We start from the raw sequence: 16,187 nt of genomic DNA on the forward strand, positions 1-16,187 counted from the left end.
GCCCCGGAGAATTACGCCGGGGCTGGCAGGCGGTTAGCGAATCAATATTCGACTTTCCACATATAGCGGCGGGTGGTCAGCGGGTGGTTGCGGGCGGTGGCCAGCGCCAGGTTGTAAACATCCAGTACGCAGTTGTGCAGCAGGCCGCAGAAATATTCGCGCACGCTGGCGTGCAGTGTGTCGATTCCCACCTTTTCCACGTCAATAATCTGCAGTTTTCCCTGGTAACGTTCGATAAAGCGGATCGCGCGGTCATCCAGCGGGCGTGTGCGGCCGCTGCTTTTTAATAAAATAAACGGCGTTCCCGCTTCGGTAATCTCAAAGGGACCGTGGAAATACTCGCCGCTATGGATGCTCGCGGAGTTAATCCACTGCATCTCCAGCAGAATACAGATGGATTCCTGATGCGCGGCGCCGAATGAGGGGCCGCTGCCCATCATGTAGATGACCTTTTCGCTCTTCCAGGCTTCGGCAAAATGGCGCGCATCCGCCTGAACCTGCTGCTGAGCGCCGCGTACCACGGATTCAAAACTGGCAAAGGCGCTGACCATCTCATCGTAATGGGCGTATCCCTCAGTTTGCGCAAGCACTTCCAGCGCCAGCCACAGGCTGTATGCCGCTTTTTGCTGCGTCGGATCGACGGTTTCGGGATAGCGCGCCCAGCAGTATTCAATAGTGTAATCGCTGTGTTCGCACAGCGGCGTGCCAGGGGTATATACCAGTCCAATAGTGGCGGCGCCTTTCTGACGCGCGATGCGGGCGGCTTCCACCGTTTCAGCGGTGTTGCCCTGCTGCGAGGCGAGGATCACTACGCTGTTTTTACCTAACGCGTTCGGCGTCGCGTGGACAAATTCATTACTGGTAACATAGCCGACGGCCAGCTTTTTAGCTTCACAATCGAGAAAATATTTCCCCGGCCAGAAACCGGTTAATGAACCACCGCAGCCAACAAACCATACGCGCTCAATGTGCTGCTTAGATAAAATATCGCGAATAATAGTATGTGCGTTTTTATGAGCTATAGACATATTGGTCTCCTTGAGATGTAACGGGTCCTCCGCTGAATAGCGGATAACTTTTACTATGCGTCAATTAATTGGGTTGTTTACTTTTCATTTTCTGGTGGAACTGCGGATCCTTCGGTATCGCGGGATCGATGCCCTTCACTGGTGGCAGTCGGGCACAAACCATTTGTAACGGAATGATATATTCAAAGACCGCAAAGTCGGGATCGTTAATAAATGCGAAGGGCATATTTTTGCCGTTATTTTCGACTTGTGGACCAATGCGATAAATATGCTGAGTCCAGCCGCCAAGTATTTCCGCCAGGCGATCCTGACGCTCATCGGGAAACGGATCGAGCATGATCAGGGTAGAGCGCTCGTCGAAGGCGTTATAGATCCCGTGGATGAACTCCTCAAATTCGTAACCGGCAACCGGACAGCGTAGCGTTTCAAGCATCTTTAGCGCACCTTCCTGAACGGTGCCAAACAGCCTTGCCGGACCGGTCAGGCGAATGTCCGCGCTGTCGATAAGCGGTCGGGCATGGTTGAGAACCCACGCCTGCGAGGCCTCAATGAGCGTCGGCAAATGATTAAACGTGGTATCCATGCGGATGAGTAGCGCTTTGCGCTCCTCATCGCTCAGGCGCCGCTGGCGACTGGCGACAGCAAGCGCCAGCAGCATCAGATTAAGTATGGTGCAGTGATACCCTTTGGTTTTAGCGCCAGCCCGCTCTTCTCCACAGGGTACTGTTAAGACCAAATCTGCCGCCCGGTCGATAACGGCTGGCGCTTCCCCGGCCATGGAAGCGGTGAGATGCCCGGCTGCCCGGGCGCGTTCCATTGCGGCGAGGGTAGAGAGGCTGCCGCCTCCCTGAGAAATGCCGATGACCAGCGCTTTGTCGCTGAGGGTCAGCGCCGAATCATCCAGCAGAAAAGGCCAGTAGACATCAACGGGTAGCCCGCACCACTGCTGCATAAACGAGCGGGCGGTCAGCGCGCCGTGATAAGAGGTACCGGAGCCGGTCAGGATAATACGCGTGATGCCGCGCTCCGTTAGCGCTTTCGCCGCCTGCCAGAGATCTTCCCGCGTCTGCGTCAGCATAGCGAGCAGACAGGCGGGTGTTTCATTCATATAGTCTTCTACGTGCATGGGGATATTCCTCTTCTTAAAGCAGGCCTAGCGCGCTGGCCGCCATGCCAAACGCGACGGTTCCTAGCAGGATCCAGTTAATATTGACTCCCTTACGGATCAACTTGTACATCCCGAGGGTGAAAAGCAGCGGCAGCAGCGAAGGAAGAATTTTGTCAATAAACTCCTGCGCCTTCATGGTGGTCTGCCCGGCGGTAAAGCTGAGCGGGGTGGTGATATCTATCATGCTGGCGGTCATCGCGCCGACGACCATGAGGCCAACAATTGATGCGATATAGGTCACCCGGTCCATAAGGCCGCTTTGGTAAATTCTCATCAGCCAGGTCGTACCCGCCCGGTAGCCGAGCTTCAGGCCATACCAGCGGCACAAAAGATGCGGCAGGTTATAAACTAACAGCGCCAGTATCGGTCCCAGCAGGCTGCCCTGCTGGGCGAAATAGATACCCATCCCGGCGGCGATAACCTTTAATGATCCCCAGAAAATGGAGTCGCCGATGCCCGCCAGCGGTCCCATCAGGCTGGTTTTAATCGCGTTTATCGACTCCTCATTAAATTCGGGGTTACGTTGGTTCTCTTCTTCCATGGCAATCGACAGGCCGAAGATAAAGGTCGAGAGATGGGGCGTGGTGTTAAACAGCACCAGATGACGCTGCAGGGCGCGCCCCAGCTCCGTTGGGTCCTGATAGATACGCTTCAGGGCTGGCGACATGGCGAAGGCGTAGCCCATATGCTGCTGGCGCTCGTAGTTCCACGAGCCCTGTAGCGTAAAGGAGCGCCAGAACACGCTGCGTAAATCGCGGGCGGTGATGCGGCTTGCGTCATCGCTTTGCGGCTGGGTAGCGCCAGTCACAGTTTGCGTCATTTCGCTCATGATTAGCTCTCCTGCTGCTTAAGATTAAGGAACTGGCTGATGATAAATGCCAACACCACAGCGAACAGCGCAATGGCGATGATATCCAGTTTGGTATATGCCGCTATCAGAAATCCCAGACCGAGGTACGGCATCAGTTTGCTGCTGAGCATCATGCTGATCAGCAGGGCGAAGCCGAGCGCTGGCAGGATCTTACTGGCGACGATCAATCCGTTGGTTATCACCGGTGGAATGGCCTCCAGGAACCAGCTTACCGCCGAAGAACCAAGCAGAATGGCAAAAAAAACCGGTAGAAATCCGTTTAAAAAATAGAGTAGCGTCGGACCGGCGAGGTGCATCAGGCCGACCATTCGGGTATTACCCCGTGCCGCATAGCGATCCGCCAGATGACCAAAGCGGGCGTTCACCACGCGCACCAGGATGCCCAGCGTCTGCGCCAGCATTGAGACAGGGATGGCGATGGTGAGCGCAGCCTCCGGACCGCGGCCGGACATGATCGAAAACGCGGTGGCCAATACGGAGCCGGTCACGATATCTGGCGGGTGCGCGGCGCCGATGGCGACGTTGCCGAGGAAAATAAGCTCCAGCGTAGCGCCAATCAGAATCCCCTCATGCAAATTACCGCAGACCAGACCGGTGAGGGCGCACATCACCAGCGGTCGATCGATCATTGATACCCCAAGCAGGCGGCCATCAAGTATCCCCAGAGCGGCGATCAGGCCGAGTAACGTTGCGGTGAGCAACATAGTGACCTCCGAAGTTAAAGTTGGTCGTTAAGGAGTTCAGCCGAGTGGGCGGGTACCTGACGCATCTCCAGCCGAATGCCTTTTTCTTTTAGCGCTCTGCTATGGGCGATTTCCTCGTCGGTCAGATAGATGGCCTTGCCGAATTGTCTTGCCCCTTCCTTCTGTGGCAGACCACCGTAATTAATTGCGCTAATTTCCGGGATTTTTTCCACTAGCGCGAGGGTTTCCGCAGTATTGCCAAGGACCACCATGACTTTTTTATGATCCAACTTGCCGCTGTTAAGCTTTTCCGCCGCCTGTTCAACGGTGGCGATGTCCAGCGTGACGCCCGCTGGCTTTGCCAGGTTAAGCGACATCGTAATGAAGGCATCCGCCGCGGCTTTGGCGTTGGCGACGATGATATGGTCGATATCCAGCGCTCGGGTCCAGGCAAAAACCACCTGGCCGTGCAGCAGCCGATAATCAATGCGCACGAGTTTAATCATGAGATTCTCCCTGTGGGTCAGAGGATGGTTGTGTTATTAGAGGATTGATGAAAACAATGGATTCACGCGCCGCGCTGGTGGCGTAGATAATCGCGGCCTCGGTAGTGGCTTCTTCGCACAGCAGAAACTCCAGCAGCAGAGTCAGATTGATGCCGGCGACCACGAAAACGTTGCGATGTCGCATCAAGACGCTCACGGCGCTATTGTTAATACTGCCGCCAAGCAGGTCGGTGAAGATCACCACTTCATCACCATTCGCCTGGACGATGAGATGCTCCAGGGTTTGCTCCAGCTGTTCGGTGGTCACGATATCTTCGTCATAGGCGCAGACCGGGATAACGCCGTGTTCATCGCCAATCAGCAGCGACAAACTGTTCACCAGTCCGCGAGCAAAATGGCCGTGGCTGGCCACATAGATATGTTTCACCCGGTTTCTCCTTCATCCAGATAGCGGTATCTGTTAAGAGCAAAGGGCGTGCCAGAAATAAAAAATATTATTTATCAATTAATTAAACCAGCTGGTTCACACTAAAGGCGTTATTCCTGGCACAAGCGGGCTCATTAGCGCCAGAAACCTGGCACAAACGGCAGAAAAAGAGGGGAAAGAGTGGGGGAAGAAAGTCCCGGGCGAGACGCTGCTGCGCCATGGCCCAGGCGTTCCCGGCAGAAGGGAATTAAATCTCGGTAATGGTCGTCGACTGCGGCAGACGCGACTTCGGCAGGGTAGCGTTGAAATCCTCCACGCTATGGTGGCCAACCGGGACCACCACCAGGCTGGTGTAGCCCTTGGCTTTCAGGTCAAACTCCTCATCGAGGATCGCAAAATCAACCCCTTCGATCGGCACGGCGTCGAGGCCCATCGCCGCTACGCCCAGCAGGAAATTGCCGACGTTGAGATACACCTGCTTCGCCATCCACTGATCGTCATCTTTCAGCTCTTTGCGGTGCATATCGGCAAAGAAGGTGCGACCCTTGTGGTTAGCGGCTTTTGCGTCAGGAGTGGCGAAACGGCCATCGGCCTCTTCCTGATCCACGACGCGCTGCAGCCAGGCGTCGTCCATCGCGGTTTTCGCGCAGAACACCACCACGTGCGAGGCGTCAAGAATTTTACGTTCGTTGAACACGTAGGTACCGCTGGCGGCTTTCGCCACGCGGGCTTTGCCTTCATCGGTGCTGGCAACGATAAAGTGCCACGGCTGGGAGTTGGTGCTTGACGGGCTGTACTGCAGCAGCGTTTTCAGCTGTTCCGCTTCCCCGGCAGTCAGCTTTTTCGTGGCGTCAAAGGCCTTGGTGGAATAGCGCTTCAAAGCGACCGATACGATATCCATAACTCTTCCTCACAGTTTACAGCACCTTACCGGTGCGTTCAGGAGAGGAAGAGTACAGCGAAGATCGCAAAATGATAAGGGTGAAAAATGCGATAACACTTATCGCGTTTGGCTGAAAATCAGCGCGGACGCAGGCGCTGCTGCGCCTTTTTGCTCAGCTTGTTCACCACCTGGTGCCACGAATCGTCAATCAGCTCGGCCAGCAGATCCTCGCTGATGTCGTCGCCCGGCACCACCGTGATCCAGTGTTTCTTGTTCATATGGTAGCCGGGTTCGATACTGCGATAAATTTCCTGATTGAGCAGCGACTTCTGCGGCTCGGCCTTCAGGTTGACCAGCGCCCGCCCGCGAATGGTCATGGTGATCATAAAGATGCGGCCGTCGACCTTAAACACATCGTACTCCGGCCCAAAGGGCCAGCAATGTTCGGTAAACGGGTAGGTCAGGGCGATACGGTGAGCGCAGGGATGCAGTGTTTCCGGCGTCATTAGGCGTCCGCCTCATGCAGGGCGTTCCACATGGCTTCAAAACCGAGGGCGATAATCTCCCGGGCGCGCTGCGGATCGTGGCTGGCGAATTCGATGGTGGTTTCCGCCAGCGACAAAAACAGGGCGTCGCCAAAGGCGCGATACGCCTCGCTGAGGAATATCTCTTTCACCGACAGCTGGCACATTTCGTTGAGCTCCGGAAAGCTCTCTTTCACCTGGCGGCGGGTTTCGTCAGTGATGCGCTCGCTGAGCGCCATACGGCGGATCGCCTTGTGCTCCATCGGGTTGCGCACGCCCCAGTCGATATAGCTGTTCCAGATATTGCGCGCGTTCTCTTTCGGGCGCTTCTCGTCCGGATCCAGCCCGGCGATCATGGTGCGCACCAGGCGCAGCTTAATGGCGAGGTATAGTTCGTTGAGCAACTCATCCTTGGTAGCGAAATAGCGAAACAGCGTCCCCTCGGCCACACCGGCGCTGCGGGCGATGGCCGACGTCGAGGCGGCGATGCCGGACTGGGCGAAAGCCGCGGTGGCAGCTTCCAGTAACGCTTGCTTTTTATCTTCACTCTTTGGACGAGCCACTACTTTTTTCCTCACGCAGGTTTAAACAAACCGCCGATCTTTGCACGTCTGACCTGGTTGCTGCAACGGCGGAACGCAAAAATTGAAAATCGTCTTGACGACTTTCATCACATTCCTAATAATGAGTGCGTACTCACTCATAATCAAGTTATATCATAAAGCCTCCGGGATGGGGGCTTTTGTCTGGTCAGGATATGAACCGTGTCACTTTCAGCGTGGTCGCCATCATGTTACTCGCAGCAGCAACGACATTGCCGTTTGTCCTCAATGCCGGTTTTGGTAAGGCGCCGCAGGGGGCACAGCTTAGCCAGGTGGAAGCGTCCCCCCACTACCGGGATGGCCAGTTCCATAACCAGCTGCCCACGCCGGGGTTCACCGGGCAAAAAAATATGCTGGCGGCATGGTGGGATTTCCTGATGACTAAACGGGAAAACGCCCGTCCCGCGCAGCCGCTGCCGCTGGTGAAGACCGATCTGGCGACGCTGCCCCTCGGGCAGGACGTGATGGTCTGGCTCGGCCACTCCTCCTGGTATCTGCAGCTGGCGGGAAAACGCATCCTGATCGACCCGGTGTTCAGCGATTACGCGGCGCCGTTCTCCTTTATTAATAAAGCTTTTCCCGGCGACTATCCGTGGCGGGCGGAAGGGATGCCGGAGATCGATCTGCTGATCATCTCCCACGATCATTACGACCATCTGGATTACGCCACCATCCGCGCTCTGCTGCCGAAAATTAAGCGGGTCATTACGCCGCTGGGGGTTGGCTCGCACCTGCGTTACTGGGGGATGGACGGGGCGCTGATTACCGAAGCGGACTGGCAGCAGGCGATTCCGGTTAACGACGAGCTCACCGTCCACGTCCTGCCGGCGCGGCACTTTTCCGGCCGTGGGCTGAAGCGCAACCAGACGCTGTGGGCCAGTTTTCTGTTCGTTACCCCGCAGCAAAAGATTTATTACAGCGGCGACAGCGGCTATGGGCCGCACTTTAAAGCGATAGGCGATGAATTTGGTCCGGTCGATCTGGCGATCATGGAGAACGGGCAGTATGACCAGGACTGGAAATATATTCACATGATGCCGGATGAAACAGCTCAGGCCGCCGACGACCTGCGCGCTCGCGCGGTGCTGCCTGGGCATGCAGGACGATTCGTTTTGGCGAAACACAGCTGGGATGAACCGTATCAACGGCTGGCGGCTGCCAGCGAAGGAAGGGCCTGGCGTCTGCTGACGCCTGTGCAGGGCGAGCCGGTGTGGGTCGCCGATAAGACGCAATCATTTAACGCCTGGTGGCGCTAAGCGCCAGTGCAGTATCAGAGGAGAGAGCATATGACGATTTCCGCTCAGGTGATTGATACTATCGTCGAGTGGATTGATGACAACCTGCATCAACCGCTGCGTATTGATGATATCGCTCGCCATGCCGGGTATTCGAAATGGCATCTGCAACGGCTGTTTTTACAGTATAAAGGGGAGAGCCTGGGGCGCTATATTCGCGAAAGGAAGCTGCTGCTGGCCGCCCGCGATCTGCGTGACACCGATCAGCGGGTCTACGATATCTGCCTGAAGTATGGCTTCGATTCGCAACAGACCTTTACCCGCGTCTTCACCCGGACCTTCAATCTGCCGCCGGGCGCCTACCGTAAAGAGAACCACAGTCGCGCCCACTGAGGCGCGCCCTTCCTGGTTTAGCGTTCGAGCGAAAACCAGCGACGCCACACCCAGCGCAGCACCAGATACTCAATGGCGCCCAGTGCTAAGAACCACAAACAAAACAACACCGTATAAAGCTGGTTGAGATCCATCATATGGAATGTCTCAACCAGCTTTTGCGCCAGCGTCAGGCCCAGCGACGGCGCGGGCAACAGCAGACAGGAGAGCAGAGCCAGGAGCAGGATCCCGGCGGCGGAGAGGAGCGTTTCCAGCGGATGTTTCATGTCATGTTAATCATCAGTTAAAAAACATATTGTCCGGCAAAATAATCCCTAACGCAATATGCTTTGTATTTTACTCGCCTTAATGCGCCTCTGTTTAATATTATGGTCTGCCTTTCATTCCCATGTTAATTAATCTGAAATAATTTGTAATTAAATTAAAATCAGTCTCCTGTAAATTACTGTCATTATTATGCCAGCGCTTTTACAAAACTATAAGTGCTATATCCCACCAGCGTGGCAGCGATGATGGCCAGCAAGATGTACAGCGCAAGACGGCGTCCGCGGTAGATTCCAAACATATTTAACCTCGTTTAGTTTTGGTTTATTAATATTCTGTAATAGTTGGCTCGTGGAATTAACTTACCACATATTTTTTATTTTGCGAAAAATTTAGGCTTGTATTGGTTCACATTTTTATCGGCTTTTTCGCCACCTTTTACTGCATTGGCCAGGAATGATTTCAGGCTTTCCGACTCACGGAATTTATAAGGAAAATGTAATTTGACCAAGATGAATAACCCAAAGTTTACGACGCCCTCGGGCGACACCGCGCCACGGCAGGTCTGGCAGCAGACCGTTGACGCAGTGCTGGCGCAGACCAAAAGCCAGGCCGCTGGGTTAAGTTCCGCAGACGCCGCCGAGCGCCTGAATAGCTGTGGGCCGAACGCGCTGCCGGAAAAGAAAGGGAAACCGGCCTGGCTGCGCTTTCTTGCCCACTTTAACGACGTACTGATTTACGTGCTGCTGGCCGCCGCGGCGCTGACCGCCATCATGGGGCACTGGGTCGATACCCTGGTGATCCTCGGCGTGACGGTGATTAACGCCCTGATCGGCCATATCCAGGAGAGCAACGCCGAAAAGTCCCTGCAGGGGATCCGCAACATGCTCTCCAGCGATGCCCGCGTCCAGCGTAACGGCAAACATGAGACTATCCCGACGCGCGACCTGGTTCCGGGAGATATCGTTATCCTGCGCGCCGGCGACCGCGTGCCGGCGGACATGCGGCTGATTGAAACGCACAACCTGCGGGTGGAAGAGGCGATCCTCACCGGCGAGTCGACGGTGGTGGATAAAATCACCGACGCGCTGGAAGGCGACCTGCCGTTGGGCGACCGGGTGAACATGGTCTTCTCCGGGACCACCGTCAGCGCCGGCGGCGGCGTCGGCGTGGTGACCGCCACCGGCGCGCAGACCGAACTCGGCCACATTAACCAGATGATGGCGGGCATTGAGAAGCACCGCACCCCGCTGCTGGTGCAAATGGATAAGCTCGGCAAAGCGATTTTCGTCATTATCCTCGCCATGATGGTGGCGCTGTTTATCTTCAGCCTCGCGCTGCGGGATATCCCGATGGGCGAGCTGCTGCTGTCGCTGATTAGCCTGGCGGTGGCCGCGGTACCGGAGGGGCTGCCGGCGATCATTTCAATTATTCTGTCGCTCGGCGTGCAGACGATGGCGCGCAAGCGGGCGATTATTCGTAAGCTGCCGACCGTGGAAACCCTCGGCGCCATGACCGTGGTCTGCTCGGATAAAACCGGCACCCTGACGATGAACGAAATGACCGTCAAGGCGATCATCACCGCCGACTGCTGCTACCGGGTGGAAGGCGACAGCTATGAGCCGCAGGGGCGGATCTTCCTTGAGGGGAGCGATGAGCCCGTGCAGGTTCAGCCGGGTACCGTGCTGGAGACCTGGCTGCGCACCATCGACCTGTGCAACGACAGCCAGCTTATCCAGGATGAGCGCGGCCTGTGGGGGATCACCGGCGGGCCAACCGAAGGGGCGCTGAAGGTGCTGGCGGCGAAAGCGCAGCTCCCGGCGGTGGAGGCCCGTCTGGTGGCCAAGATCCCCTTTGACTCGCAGTACAAATATATGTCCACGCTGCAGCACATCGATGGCGATGCCCGGGTGTTAATCACCGGTGCGCCGGACGTCATCTTCGGCATGTGCCGTGAGCAGATGAGCCGCCAGGGCGCGGTGCCGTTCGAGGCGCAGTACTGGGAAGAGGAGATGGCGCGCTTCGCCCGTCAGGGGCTGCGCATGGTGGCGGCGGCCTGTAAGCCGGCCAGCCTTGATGCCACCACGTTGAACCATGAGGATCTGCAGGAGGGACTGATTTTCCTCGGCATCGCCGGAATGATGGATCCGCCGCGTCCGGAAGCTATTGACGCTATCCACGCCTGCCAGACCGCCGGCATCCGCGTGAAGATGATCACCGGCGACCACCCGCAGACGGCGATGAGCATCGGCCAGATGTTGGGGATCACCAACAGCAGCCAGGCCATGACCGGCTACCAGCTGGAGCACATGGACGATGCGGCGCTGGCGAAGGCGGCGGTGGAGTACGACATCTTTGCCCGCACCAGTCCGGAGCATAAGCTGCGCCTGGTGAAAGCCCTGCAGGATAACGGCGAAGTGGTCGGCATGACCGGCGACGGCGTCAACGACGCGCCGGCGCTGCGCCAGGCCGACGTGGGTATCGCGATGGGTATCAAAGGGACCGAAGTCACCAAAGAGGCGGCTGACATGGTGTTGACCGATGATAACTTCGCCACCATCGCCAGCTCGGTAAAAGAGGGCCGTCGGGTCTATGACAACCTGAAGAAGACCATCCTCTTCATCATGCCGACCAACCTGGCGCAGGGGCTGCTGATCATCATCGCCCTGCTGGCGGGGAACATGATTCCGCTGACCCCGGTGCTGATCCTGTGGATGAACATGGCGACGTCGGCGACGCTCTCCTTCGGCCTGGCCTTTGAGGCCGCGGAGCGCAACGTGATGAACCGCCCGCCGCGTAAAACCGGCCAGCACGTGATGGATGGTTTCGCCGTGTGGCGGGTGGCTTTTGTCGGGTCTATGATTGCTATTGCCGCCTTTATCCTTGAGGCCTGGCTGGCGCCGCGCGGCCACAGTCCGGAGTTTATCCGCACCGTGCTGCTGCAGATGCTGGTGACGGCGCAGTGGGTCTACATGATCAACTGCCGCAGCAGCGACAGCTTCTCCCTGAGCATGGGCCTGCTGCGCAACAAAGGCATCTGGCTGGTGACCGGTGTCCTGCTGCTGATGCAGCTGGTGATTATCTATGTCCCGCTGATGCAGAACATGTTTGGCACGGAAGCGCTGCCGCTGCGCTACTGGTTGGTCACCCTGGTCATCGGCATCGCCATGTTCCTGGTGGTGGAAATCGAGAAGCGTCTGACGCGCCGGTTCCGCAAAACGGCCTGATCGATCTCGCGCGCCTCGCCGCAGGCGCGCGTTACTGTCGCAAGGATCCCCTATGATTAAAACCTTCCGCTTTGCGCTGCTGGCTAGCGCCCTGGCCAGCAGCGCCCTGACGGCCACCGCCGCGCCGGCGGTGCCGGTCCGCGTCGCCACGGCCGAACTGGCTCCTCATGCTGAAGAACGCGCCATCCCCGGACGGGTCGAGGCAATCCGCGCCGTCGACATTCGCGCGCGCACCGAAGGGGTGATTGTTCAGCGCCACTTCCAGGACGGGCAGTATGTGACCGAGGGCGACCTGCTGTTTACCCTCGACGACGCACAGCCCCGCGCGGCGCTGGCCCTGGCGCAGGCCGAGCTGAAAAGCGCAGAGGCCTCATTACGCCAGTCGCAACAGCTGCTCACTCGCTACGAGCGACTCATCAACAACCACTCCATCAGCCGCAACGACGTCGACACAGCCCGGATGCAGCGCGACGTCGCCGCCGCTGCCGTGCAGCAGGCGAAAGCCCGCGTCGAGGCCCAGCAGATTGTGCTCAGTTATACCCGGATTGCGGCGCCGGTGACCGGACGGGTGGGCCACAGCGCCCTTCACGTCGGGACGCTGATTAACCCATCCAGCGGAGTGCTGGTGGACATTGTGCAGCTGGATCCGGTGCGGGTCTCGTTCGCCCTCGACGAAGCCGCGTTTTTCAGCAAAACCGGCCAGCATGCCGACATCCACGCTCTGAAGCAGGCGTGGCTGGCGCAGATTGACGTGGATGGCAAACGGCGCGATGGGGTGTTGACCTCCATCGATAACCGGATTGACGCCCGCACCGGCAGCGTGGCGGTGCGGGCGGAGTTCGCCAATCCGCAGCACCGTCTGCTGCCGGGCGGCAGCGTAACAATCCTGTTCCGTCCGCAGGAGCTGCAGTCACGGGTGATGATCCCGGCCGCCGCCGTGCAGCAGGATCCGCAGGGCTTTTTCAGCTGGGTGCTGAAGCCGGACCATACCGCCGGGCAGCGTCGTCTGACCCTCGCGGGACAGCAGGGGCAGCAGTTTGCGGTTGAGAAAGGGCTGCAGGCGGGCGAGCAGGTGATCACCGACGGCGCGCAGCGTTTACGCGAAGGCGCCGCGGTACAGGTGCTGAACTAAGTAAGGAGAAGGGATGCTGACCTTTTTTATCCGTCGTCCGCGATTTGCCATGGTGATCGCGCTGCTGCTGACCTTTGTCGGCGCGGTGTCGCTGAAGCTGATCCCGGTGGAGCAGTACCCGGCGATCACGCCTCCGGTGGTGAACGTTACCGCCAGCTGGCCAGGCGCCAGCGCGTCAGACGTGGCGGAGGCTATCGCCGCCCCGCTGGAGACCCAGCTCAACGGCGTCGATCATATGCTGTATATGGAGTCCACCAGCTCGGATGAGGGAACGTACCGCCTGAGTATTACCTTCGCGGCGGGCACCGATGCCGACCTGGCGGCGATCGACGTGCAAAACCGGGTGTCGCAGGCGCTGGCGCAGCTCCCGCCGGAGGTGCAGCAGAATGGGGTCCAGGTACGCAAGCGCGCCAGCAACCTGCTGATGGGGGTAAGCCTTTATTCGCCGCTGGGCACGCTGTCGCCGCTGTTTGTCAGTAACTACGCCAGCACCCAGGTACGCGAGGCGCTGGCGCGCCTGCCCGGCGTCGGCGAGGTGCAGATGTTTGGCGCCCGGGATTACAGTATGCGCATCTGGCTGCGTCCGGACCGCATGAACGCCCTCAACATCACCACGGATGACGTTGCCCAGGCGCTGCGCGAGCAGAATGTGCAGGGCGCGGCGGGGCAGGTGGGCACCCCGCCGGTATTCAACGGTCAGCAGCAGACGCTGACCATCAACGGGCTGGGGCGTCTGAACGAGGCGGCCAGCTTTGGCGAGATTATCCTCCGCCGCGGCGCGCAGGGGCAGCTGGTTCGCCTCGCTGACGTGGCGACCATTGAGCTGGGCGCCCGCAGCTACAGCTCCGGCGCGCAGCTGAACGGTAAAGCGTCGGCCTATCTGGGTATCTACCCGACGCCCACCGCCAATGCCCTGCAGGTCGCCAGCGCAGTGCGCGCTGAGCTTAACCGCCTGCACACCCGCTTTCCGGCGGATCTCACCTGGGAGGTGAAGTTCGATACCACCCGCTTTGTGGCGGCGACGATCAAAGAGATCGGCGTCTCGCTGGCGCTGACCCTGCTGGCGGTGGTCGTGGTGGTGTCGCTGTTCCTGCAGAGCTGGCGGGCGACGCTGATCGTAGTGCTGGCAATCCCTGTGTCACTGATCGGCACCTTTGCGGTGCTCTATCTGCTGGGCTACAGCGCCAACACCCTCAGCCTGTTCGCGATCATTCTCGCCCTGACGATGGTGGTGGATGACGCCATTGTGGTGGTGGAGAATGTGGAAACCAAAATGGCGGAAGGGCTGGATCGCCTGCAGGCCACCGCCCAGGCGCTGCGGCAGATCGCCGGGCCGGTGATCGCTACGACCCTGGTGCTGCTGGCGGTGTTTGTGCCGGTGGCGCTGCTCCCGGGGATCGTCGGCGAGCTGTACCGGCAGTTTGCCGTGACGCTCTCCACCGCGGTGGCCCTGTCGAGCCTGGTGGCGTTAACCCTAACCCCAGCCCTCTGCGCGCTACTGCTGCGCCCGCGTCCCGCCCGGCCGGCGGCGGTGTGGCGGGCGTTTAACCGTCTCCTCGACGGCACCCGCGACGGCTATGGCCGGCTGGTTGGCTGGATGAACCGCCGCCCCTGGCTGGCGCTGGCGGCGACGGTCGCGGCGGGCGCGCTGGTGGCGTTCAGCTTTAGCTCAATGCCGAAAGGCTTCCTGCCGCAGGAAGATCAGGGTTACCTGTTTGCCAGCGTGCAGCTGCCGGAGGCGGCGTCGCTGGAGCGTACCGAAGCGGTGATGGCCCAGGCGCGCAAGCTGCTGATGGCTAACCCGGCGGTGGAGGATGTGATTCAGGTGTCCGGCTTCAACATTCTCAACGGCACCAGCGCCGCTAACGGCGGGTTTATCTCGGTGATGCTCAAGGACTGGCATCAGCGGCCGCCGCTGGATACGGTGATGGCGGATATCCAGCGCCAGCTGCTGTCGCTGCCGGAGGCGACGATCATGACCTTCGCGCCGCCGACCCTGCCGGGCCTGGGCAATGCCTCGGGATTTGACCTGCGCATCCTGGCGCAGGCCGGTCAGTCGTCGGCGGAGCTGGAGCAGGTGACGCGGGAGATCCTTCAACTGGCGAACCAGCATCCGCAGCTGAGCCGGGTGTTTACCACCTGGAGCAGCAACGTGCCGCAGCTGACCCTGACGGTCGACCGCGATCGGGCGGCGCTGCTGGATGTGCCGGTGGCGCAGATCTTCAGCAGCCTGCAGACGGCGTTCGGCGGCACGCGCGCCGGCGATTTCAGCCTTAACAACCGTGTCTATCATGTGCTGATGCAAAATGAGATGCAGTGGCGCGAGCGGGCTGAGCAGATTAGCGAGCTGTACGTCCGCAGCCGCGACGGCGAGCGGGTGCGGCTGAGCAATCTGGTCACCATTACGCCGACGGTGGGGGCGCCGTTTATTCAGCAGTACAACCAGTTCCCGTCCGTGTCGGTGAGCGGTTCAGCGGCCGAGGGGGTCAGCAGCCGTACGGCGATGGCGGCCATGGAGCAGATTCTGCAGGCCCATCTGCCTCCGGGGTATGACTACGCCTGGAGCGGCATCTCCTGGCAGGAGCAGCAGACCGGCAATCAGGCGGTGTGGATCGTGCTGGCGGCGGTGGCGATGGCGTGGCTGTTCCTGGTGGCGCAGTATGAGAGCTGGACGCTGCCGGCGAGCGTCATGCTTTCGGTGCTGTTCGCCATCGGCGGAGCGCTGCTCTGGCTGTGGACGGCGGGCTATGCCAACGATGTGTATGTCCAGATAGGACTGGTGCTGCTGATCGCCCTGGCGGCGAAGAATGCGATTCTGATCGTTGAGTTTGCCCGCAGCCGGCGCGAAGAGGGATTGTCGATAGTCGACGCCGCGCGCGAGGGCGCCACCCGCCGCTTCCGCGCGGTGATGATGACCGCGGTGTCGTTTATTATCGGCATCATGCCGATGATGCTCGCCACCGGCGCCGGGGCGCAGAGCCGGCGGATCATCGGCACCACGGTGTTCAGCGGAATGCTGGTGGCGACGATGGTTGGCATCCTGTTTATTCCTTCGCTGTATGTGCTGTTTCAGCGTATGCGCGAGTGGGCGCATCGGCGGGGGTAAGCGCGGCGCTACCGGTCGGTAACGGGGATACTCCAGGCTGCAACGACTACCGGGCGGTCCCCTCTCCCTTTGGGAGAGGGGTAGGGTGAGGGTGGGTTTTGCGTTCACGTTGCGTTTGGGCGTGAGCCCCGTCTTATC

15 protein-coding genes are annotated in these 16,187 nt (G+C 59.3%); 5 read left to right on the forward strand and 10 right to left on the reverse strand.

The genetic code is table 11. From position 1 onward, the window contains the following. Nucleotides 1-41: 41 nt before the first annotated feature. The 9 genes from KHQ24_RS03395 to KHQ24_RS03435 form a co-directional block, all read right to left on the reverse strand. Nucleotides 42-1,028, reverse strand: a complete 987-nt coding sequence (locus KHQ24_RS03395; protein WP_004202478.1) for an SIS domain-containing protein — start codon at nt 1,026-1,028, stop codon at nt 42-44. A 64-nt stretch (nt 1,029-1,092) separates the two neighbouring features. After that, nucleotides 1,093-2,154: an SIS domain-containing protein gene (locus KHQ24_RS03400; RefSeq protein WP_032455674.1), complete on the reverse strand. Its 1,062-nt coding sequence runs from the start codon at nt 2,152-2,154 to the stop codon at nt 1,093-1,095. Nucleotides 2,155-2,170: 16 nt separating this feature from the next. Then, on the reverse strand, nt 2,171-3,025 hold the full coding sequence (locus tag KHQ24_RS03405; protein ID WP_004176976.1) for a PTS system mannose/fructose/sorbose family transporter subunit IID: 855 nt from the start codon (nt 3,023-3,025) through the stop codon (nt 2,171-2,173). A gap of 2 nt (nt 3,026-3,027) precedes the next feature. Further along, a complete protein-coding gene (locus tag KHQ24_RS03410) occupies nt 3,028-3,771 on the reverse strand; it encodes a PTS mannose/fructose/sorbose/N-acetylgalactosamine transporter subunit IIC (RefSeq protein WP_004202480.1) in 744 nt (247 codons plus the stop codon). A gap of 14 nt (nt 3,772-3,785) precedes the next feature. Next, on the reverse strand, nt 3,786-4,256 hold the full coding sequence (locus tag KHQ24_RS03415) for a PTS sugar transporter subunit IIB (RefSeq protein ID WP_004202482.1): 471 nt from the start codon (nt 4,254-4,256) through the stop codon (nt 3,786-3,788). Beyond that, the gene (locus KHQ24_RS03420) at nt 4,249-4,683 is read right to left on the reverse strand and encodes a PTS sugar transporter subunit IIA (RefSeq protein ID WP_002893017.1); all 435 of its coding nucleotides are present in this window, start codon (nt 4,681-4,683) and stop codon (nt 4,249-4,251) included. The genes KHQ24_RS03415 and KHQ24_RS03420 overlap by 8 nt, the downstream gene beginning before the upstream one ends. A gap of 247 nt (nt 4,684-4,930) precedes the next feature. Next, complete coding sequence (gene nfsB, locus KHQ24_RS03425; RefSeq protein WP_004202485.1) at nt 4,931-5,584, reverse strand: oxygen-insensitive NAD(P)H nitroreductase; 654 nt, start codon at nt 5,582-5,584, stop codon at nt 4,931-4,933. Between the two features lie 119 nt (nt 5,585-5,703). Next, a complete protein-coding gene (locus KHQ24_RS03430; protein WP_004202487.1) occupies nt 5,704-6,072 on the reverse strand; it encodes an MmcQ/YjbR family DNA-binding protein in 369 nt (122 codons plus the stop codon). Then, entirely contained in the window at nt 6,072-6,653 is a 582-nt protein-coding gene (locus KHQ24_RS03435) for a TetR/AcrR family transcriptional regulator (RefSeq protein WP_017899014.1), read from the reverse strand. Before KHQ24_RS03435 ends, KHQ24_RS03430 begins: the two co-directional genes overlap by 1 nt. Nucleotides 6,654-6,832: 179 nt before the next feature. Here KHQ24_RS03435 and KHQ24_RS03440 point away from each other — a divergent pair, with 179 nt between their 5' ends. Both KHQ24_RS03440 and KHQ24_RS03445 read left to right on the forward strand, forming a co-directional pair. After that, nucleotides 6,833-7,948 (forward strand): MBL fold metallo-hydrolase, encoded by a 1,116-nt coding sequence (locus KHQ24_RS03440; protein WP_025999133.1) that lies wholly within the window; start codon nt 6,833-6,835, stop codon nt 7,946-7,948. Between the two features lie 30 nt (nt 7,949-7,978). Next, complete coding sequence (locus tag KHQ24_RS03445; protein ID WP_004202492.1) at nt 7,979-8,320, forward strand: RamA family antibiotic efflux transcriptional regulator; 342 nt, start codon at nt 7,979-7,981, stop codon at nt 8,318-8,320. A 17-nt stretch (nt 8,321-8,337) separates the two neighbouring features. Here KHQ24_RS03445 and KHQ24_RS03450 read toward each other — a convergent pair whose 3' ends face one another. Further along, the gene (locus KHQ24_RS03450; protein WP_002893037.1) at nt 8,338-8,586 is read right to left on the reverse strand and encodes a DUF1158 domain-containing protein; all 249 of its coding nucleotides are present in this window, start codon (nt 8,584-8,586) and stop codon (nt 8,338-8,340) included. Between the two features lie 501 nt (nt 8,587-9,087). On the opposite strand from KHQ24_RS03450, the gene KHQ24_RS03455 reads away from it, so the two are divergent. The 3 genes from KHQ24_RS03455 to KHQ24_RS03465 are packed head-to-tail and all read left to right on the forward strand — an operon-like array spanning nt 9,088 to nt 16,049. Then, nucleotides 9,088-11,811, forward strand: coding sequence for a cation-transporting P-type ATPase (locus KHQ24_RS03455; RefSeq protein WP_211777121.1), 2,724 nt, complete (start codon nt 9,088-9,090; stop codon nt 11,809-11,811). A gap of 52 nt (nt 11,812-11,863) precedes the next feature. Then, nucleotides 11,864-12,943 (forward strand): efflux RND transporter periplasmic adaptor subunit, encoded by a 1,080-nt coding sequence (locus KHQ24_RS03460; RefSeq protein ID WP_211777122.1) that lies wholly within the window; start codon nt 11,864-11,866, stop codon nt 12,941-12,943. 13 nt (nt 12,944-12,956) lie between these two features. Then, nucleotides 12,957-16,049, forward strand: coding sequence for an efflux RND transporter permease subunit (locus KHQ24_RS03465; RefSeq protein ID WP_211777123.1), 3,093 nt, complete (start codon nt 12,957-12,959; stop codon nt 16,047-16,049). Nucleotides 16,050-16,187: the final 138 nt, after the last annotated feature.

The organism is Klebsiella sp. 54 (assembly GCF_018223875.1).
GTDB lineage: Bacteria > Pseudomonadota > Gammaproteobacteria > Enterobacterales > Enterobacteriaceae > Klebsiella > Klebsiella quasipneumoniae.

Excerpts from the sequence above, each read along its gene's own strand:
- KHQ24_RS03465 (WP_211777123.1), top strand. The coding sequence starts at position 12,957 with ATGCTGACCTTTTTTATCCGTCGTCCGCGATTTGCCATGGTGATCGCG.
- KHQ24_RS03445 (WP_004202492.1), top strand. The coding sequence starts at position 7,979 with ATGACGATTTCCGCTCAGGTGATTGATACTATCGTCGAGTGGATTGAT.
- KHQ24_RS03415 (WP_004202482.1), bottom strand. The coding sequence starts at position 4,256 with ATGATTAAACTCGTGCGCATTGATTATCGGCTGCTGCACGGCCAGGTG.
- KHQ24_RS03450 (WP_002893037.1), bottom strand. The coding sequence starts at position 8,586 with ATGAAACATCCGCTGGAAACGCTCCTCTCCGCCGCCGGGATCCTGCTC.
- KHQ24_RS03395 (WP_004202478.1), bottom strand. The coding sequence starts at position 1,028 with ATGTCTATAGCTCATAAAAACGCACATACTATTATTCGCGATATTTTA.
- nfsB (WP_004202485.1), bottom strand. The coding sequence starts at position 5,584 with ATGGATATCGTATCGGTCGCTTTGAAGCGCTATTCCACCAAGGCCTTT.
- KHQ24_RS03430 (WP_004202487.1), bottom strand. The coding sequence starts at position 6,072 with ATGACGCCGGAAACACTGCATCCCTGCGCTCACCGTATCGCCCTGACC.
- KHQ24_RS03405 (WP_004176976.1), bottom strand. The coding sequence starts at position 3,025 with ATGAGCGAAATGACGCAAACTGTGACTGGCGCTACCCAGCCGCAAAGC.
- KHQ24_RS03460 (WP_211777122.1), top strand. The coding sequence starts at position 11,864 with ATGATTAAAACCTTCCGCTTTGCGCTGCTGGCTAGCGCCCTGGCCAGC.
- KHQ24_RS03410 (WP_004202480.1), bottom strand. The coding sequence starts at position 3,771 with ATGTTGCTCACCGCAACGTTACTCGGCCTGATCGCCGCTCTGGGGATA.
- KHQ24_RS03400 (WP_032455674.1), bottom strand. The coding sequence starts at position 2,154 with ATGCACGTAGAAGACTATATGAATGAAACACCCGCCTGTCTGCTCGCT.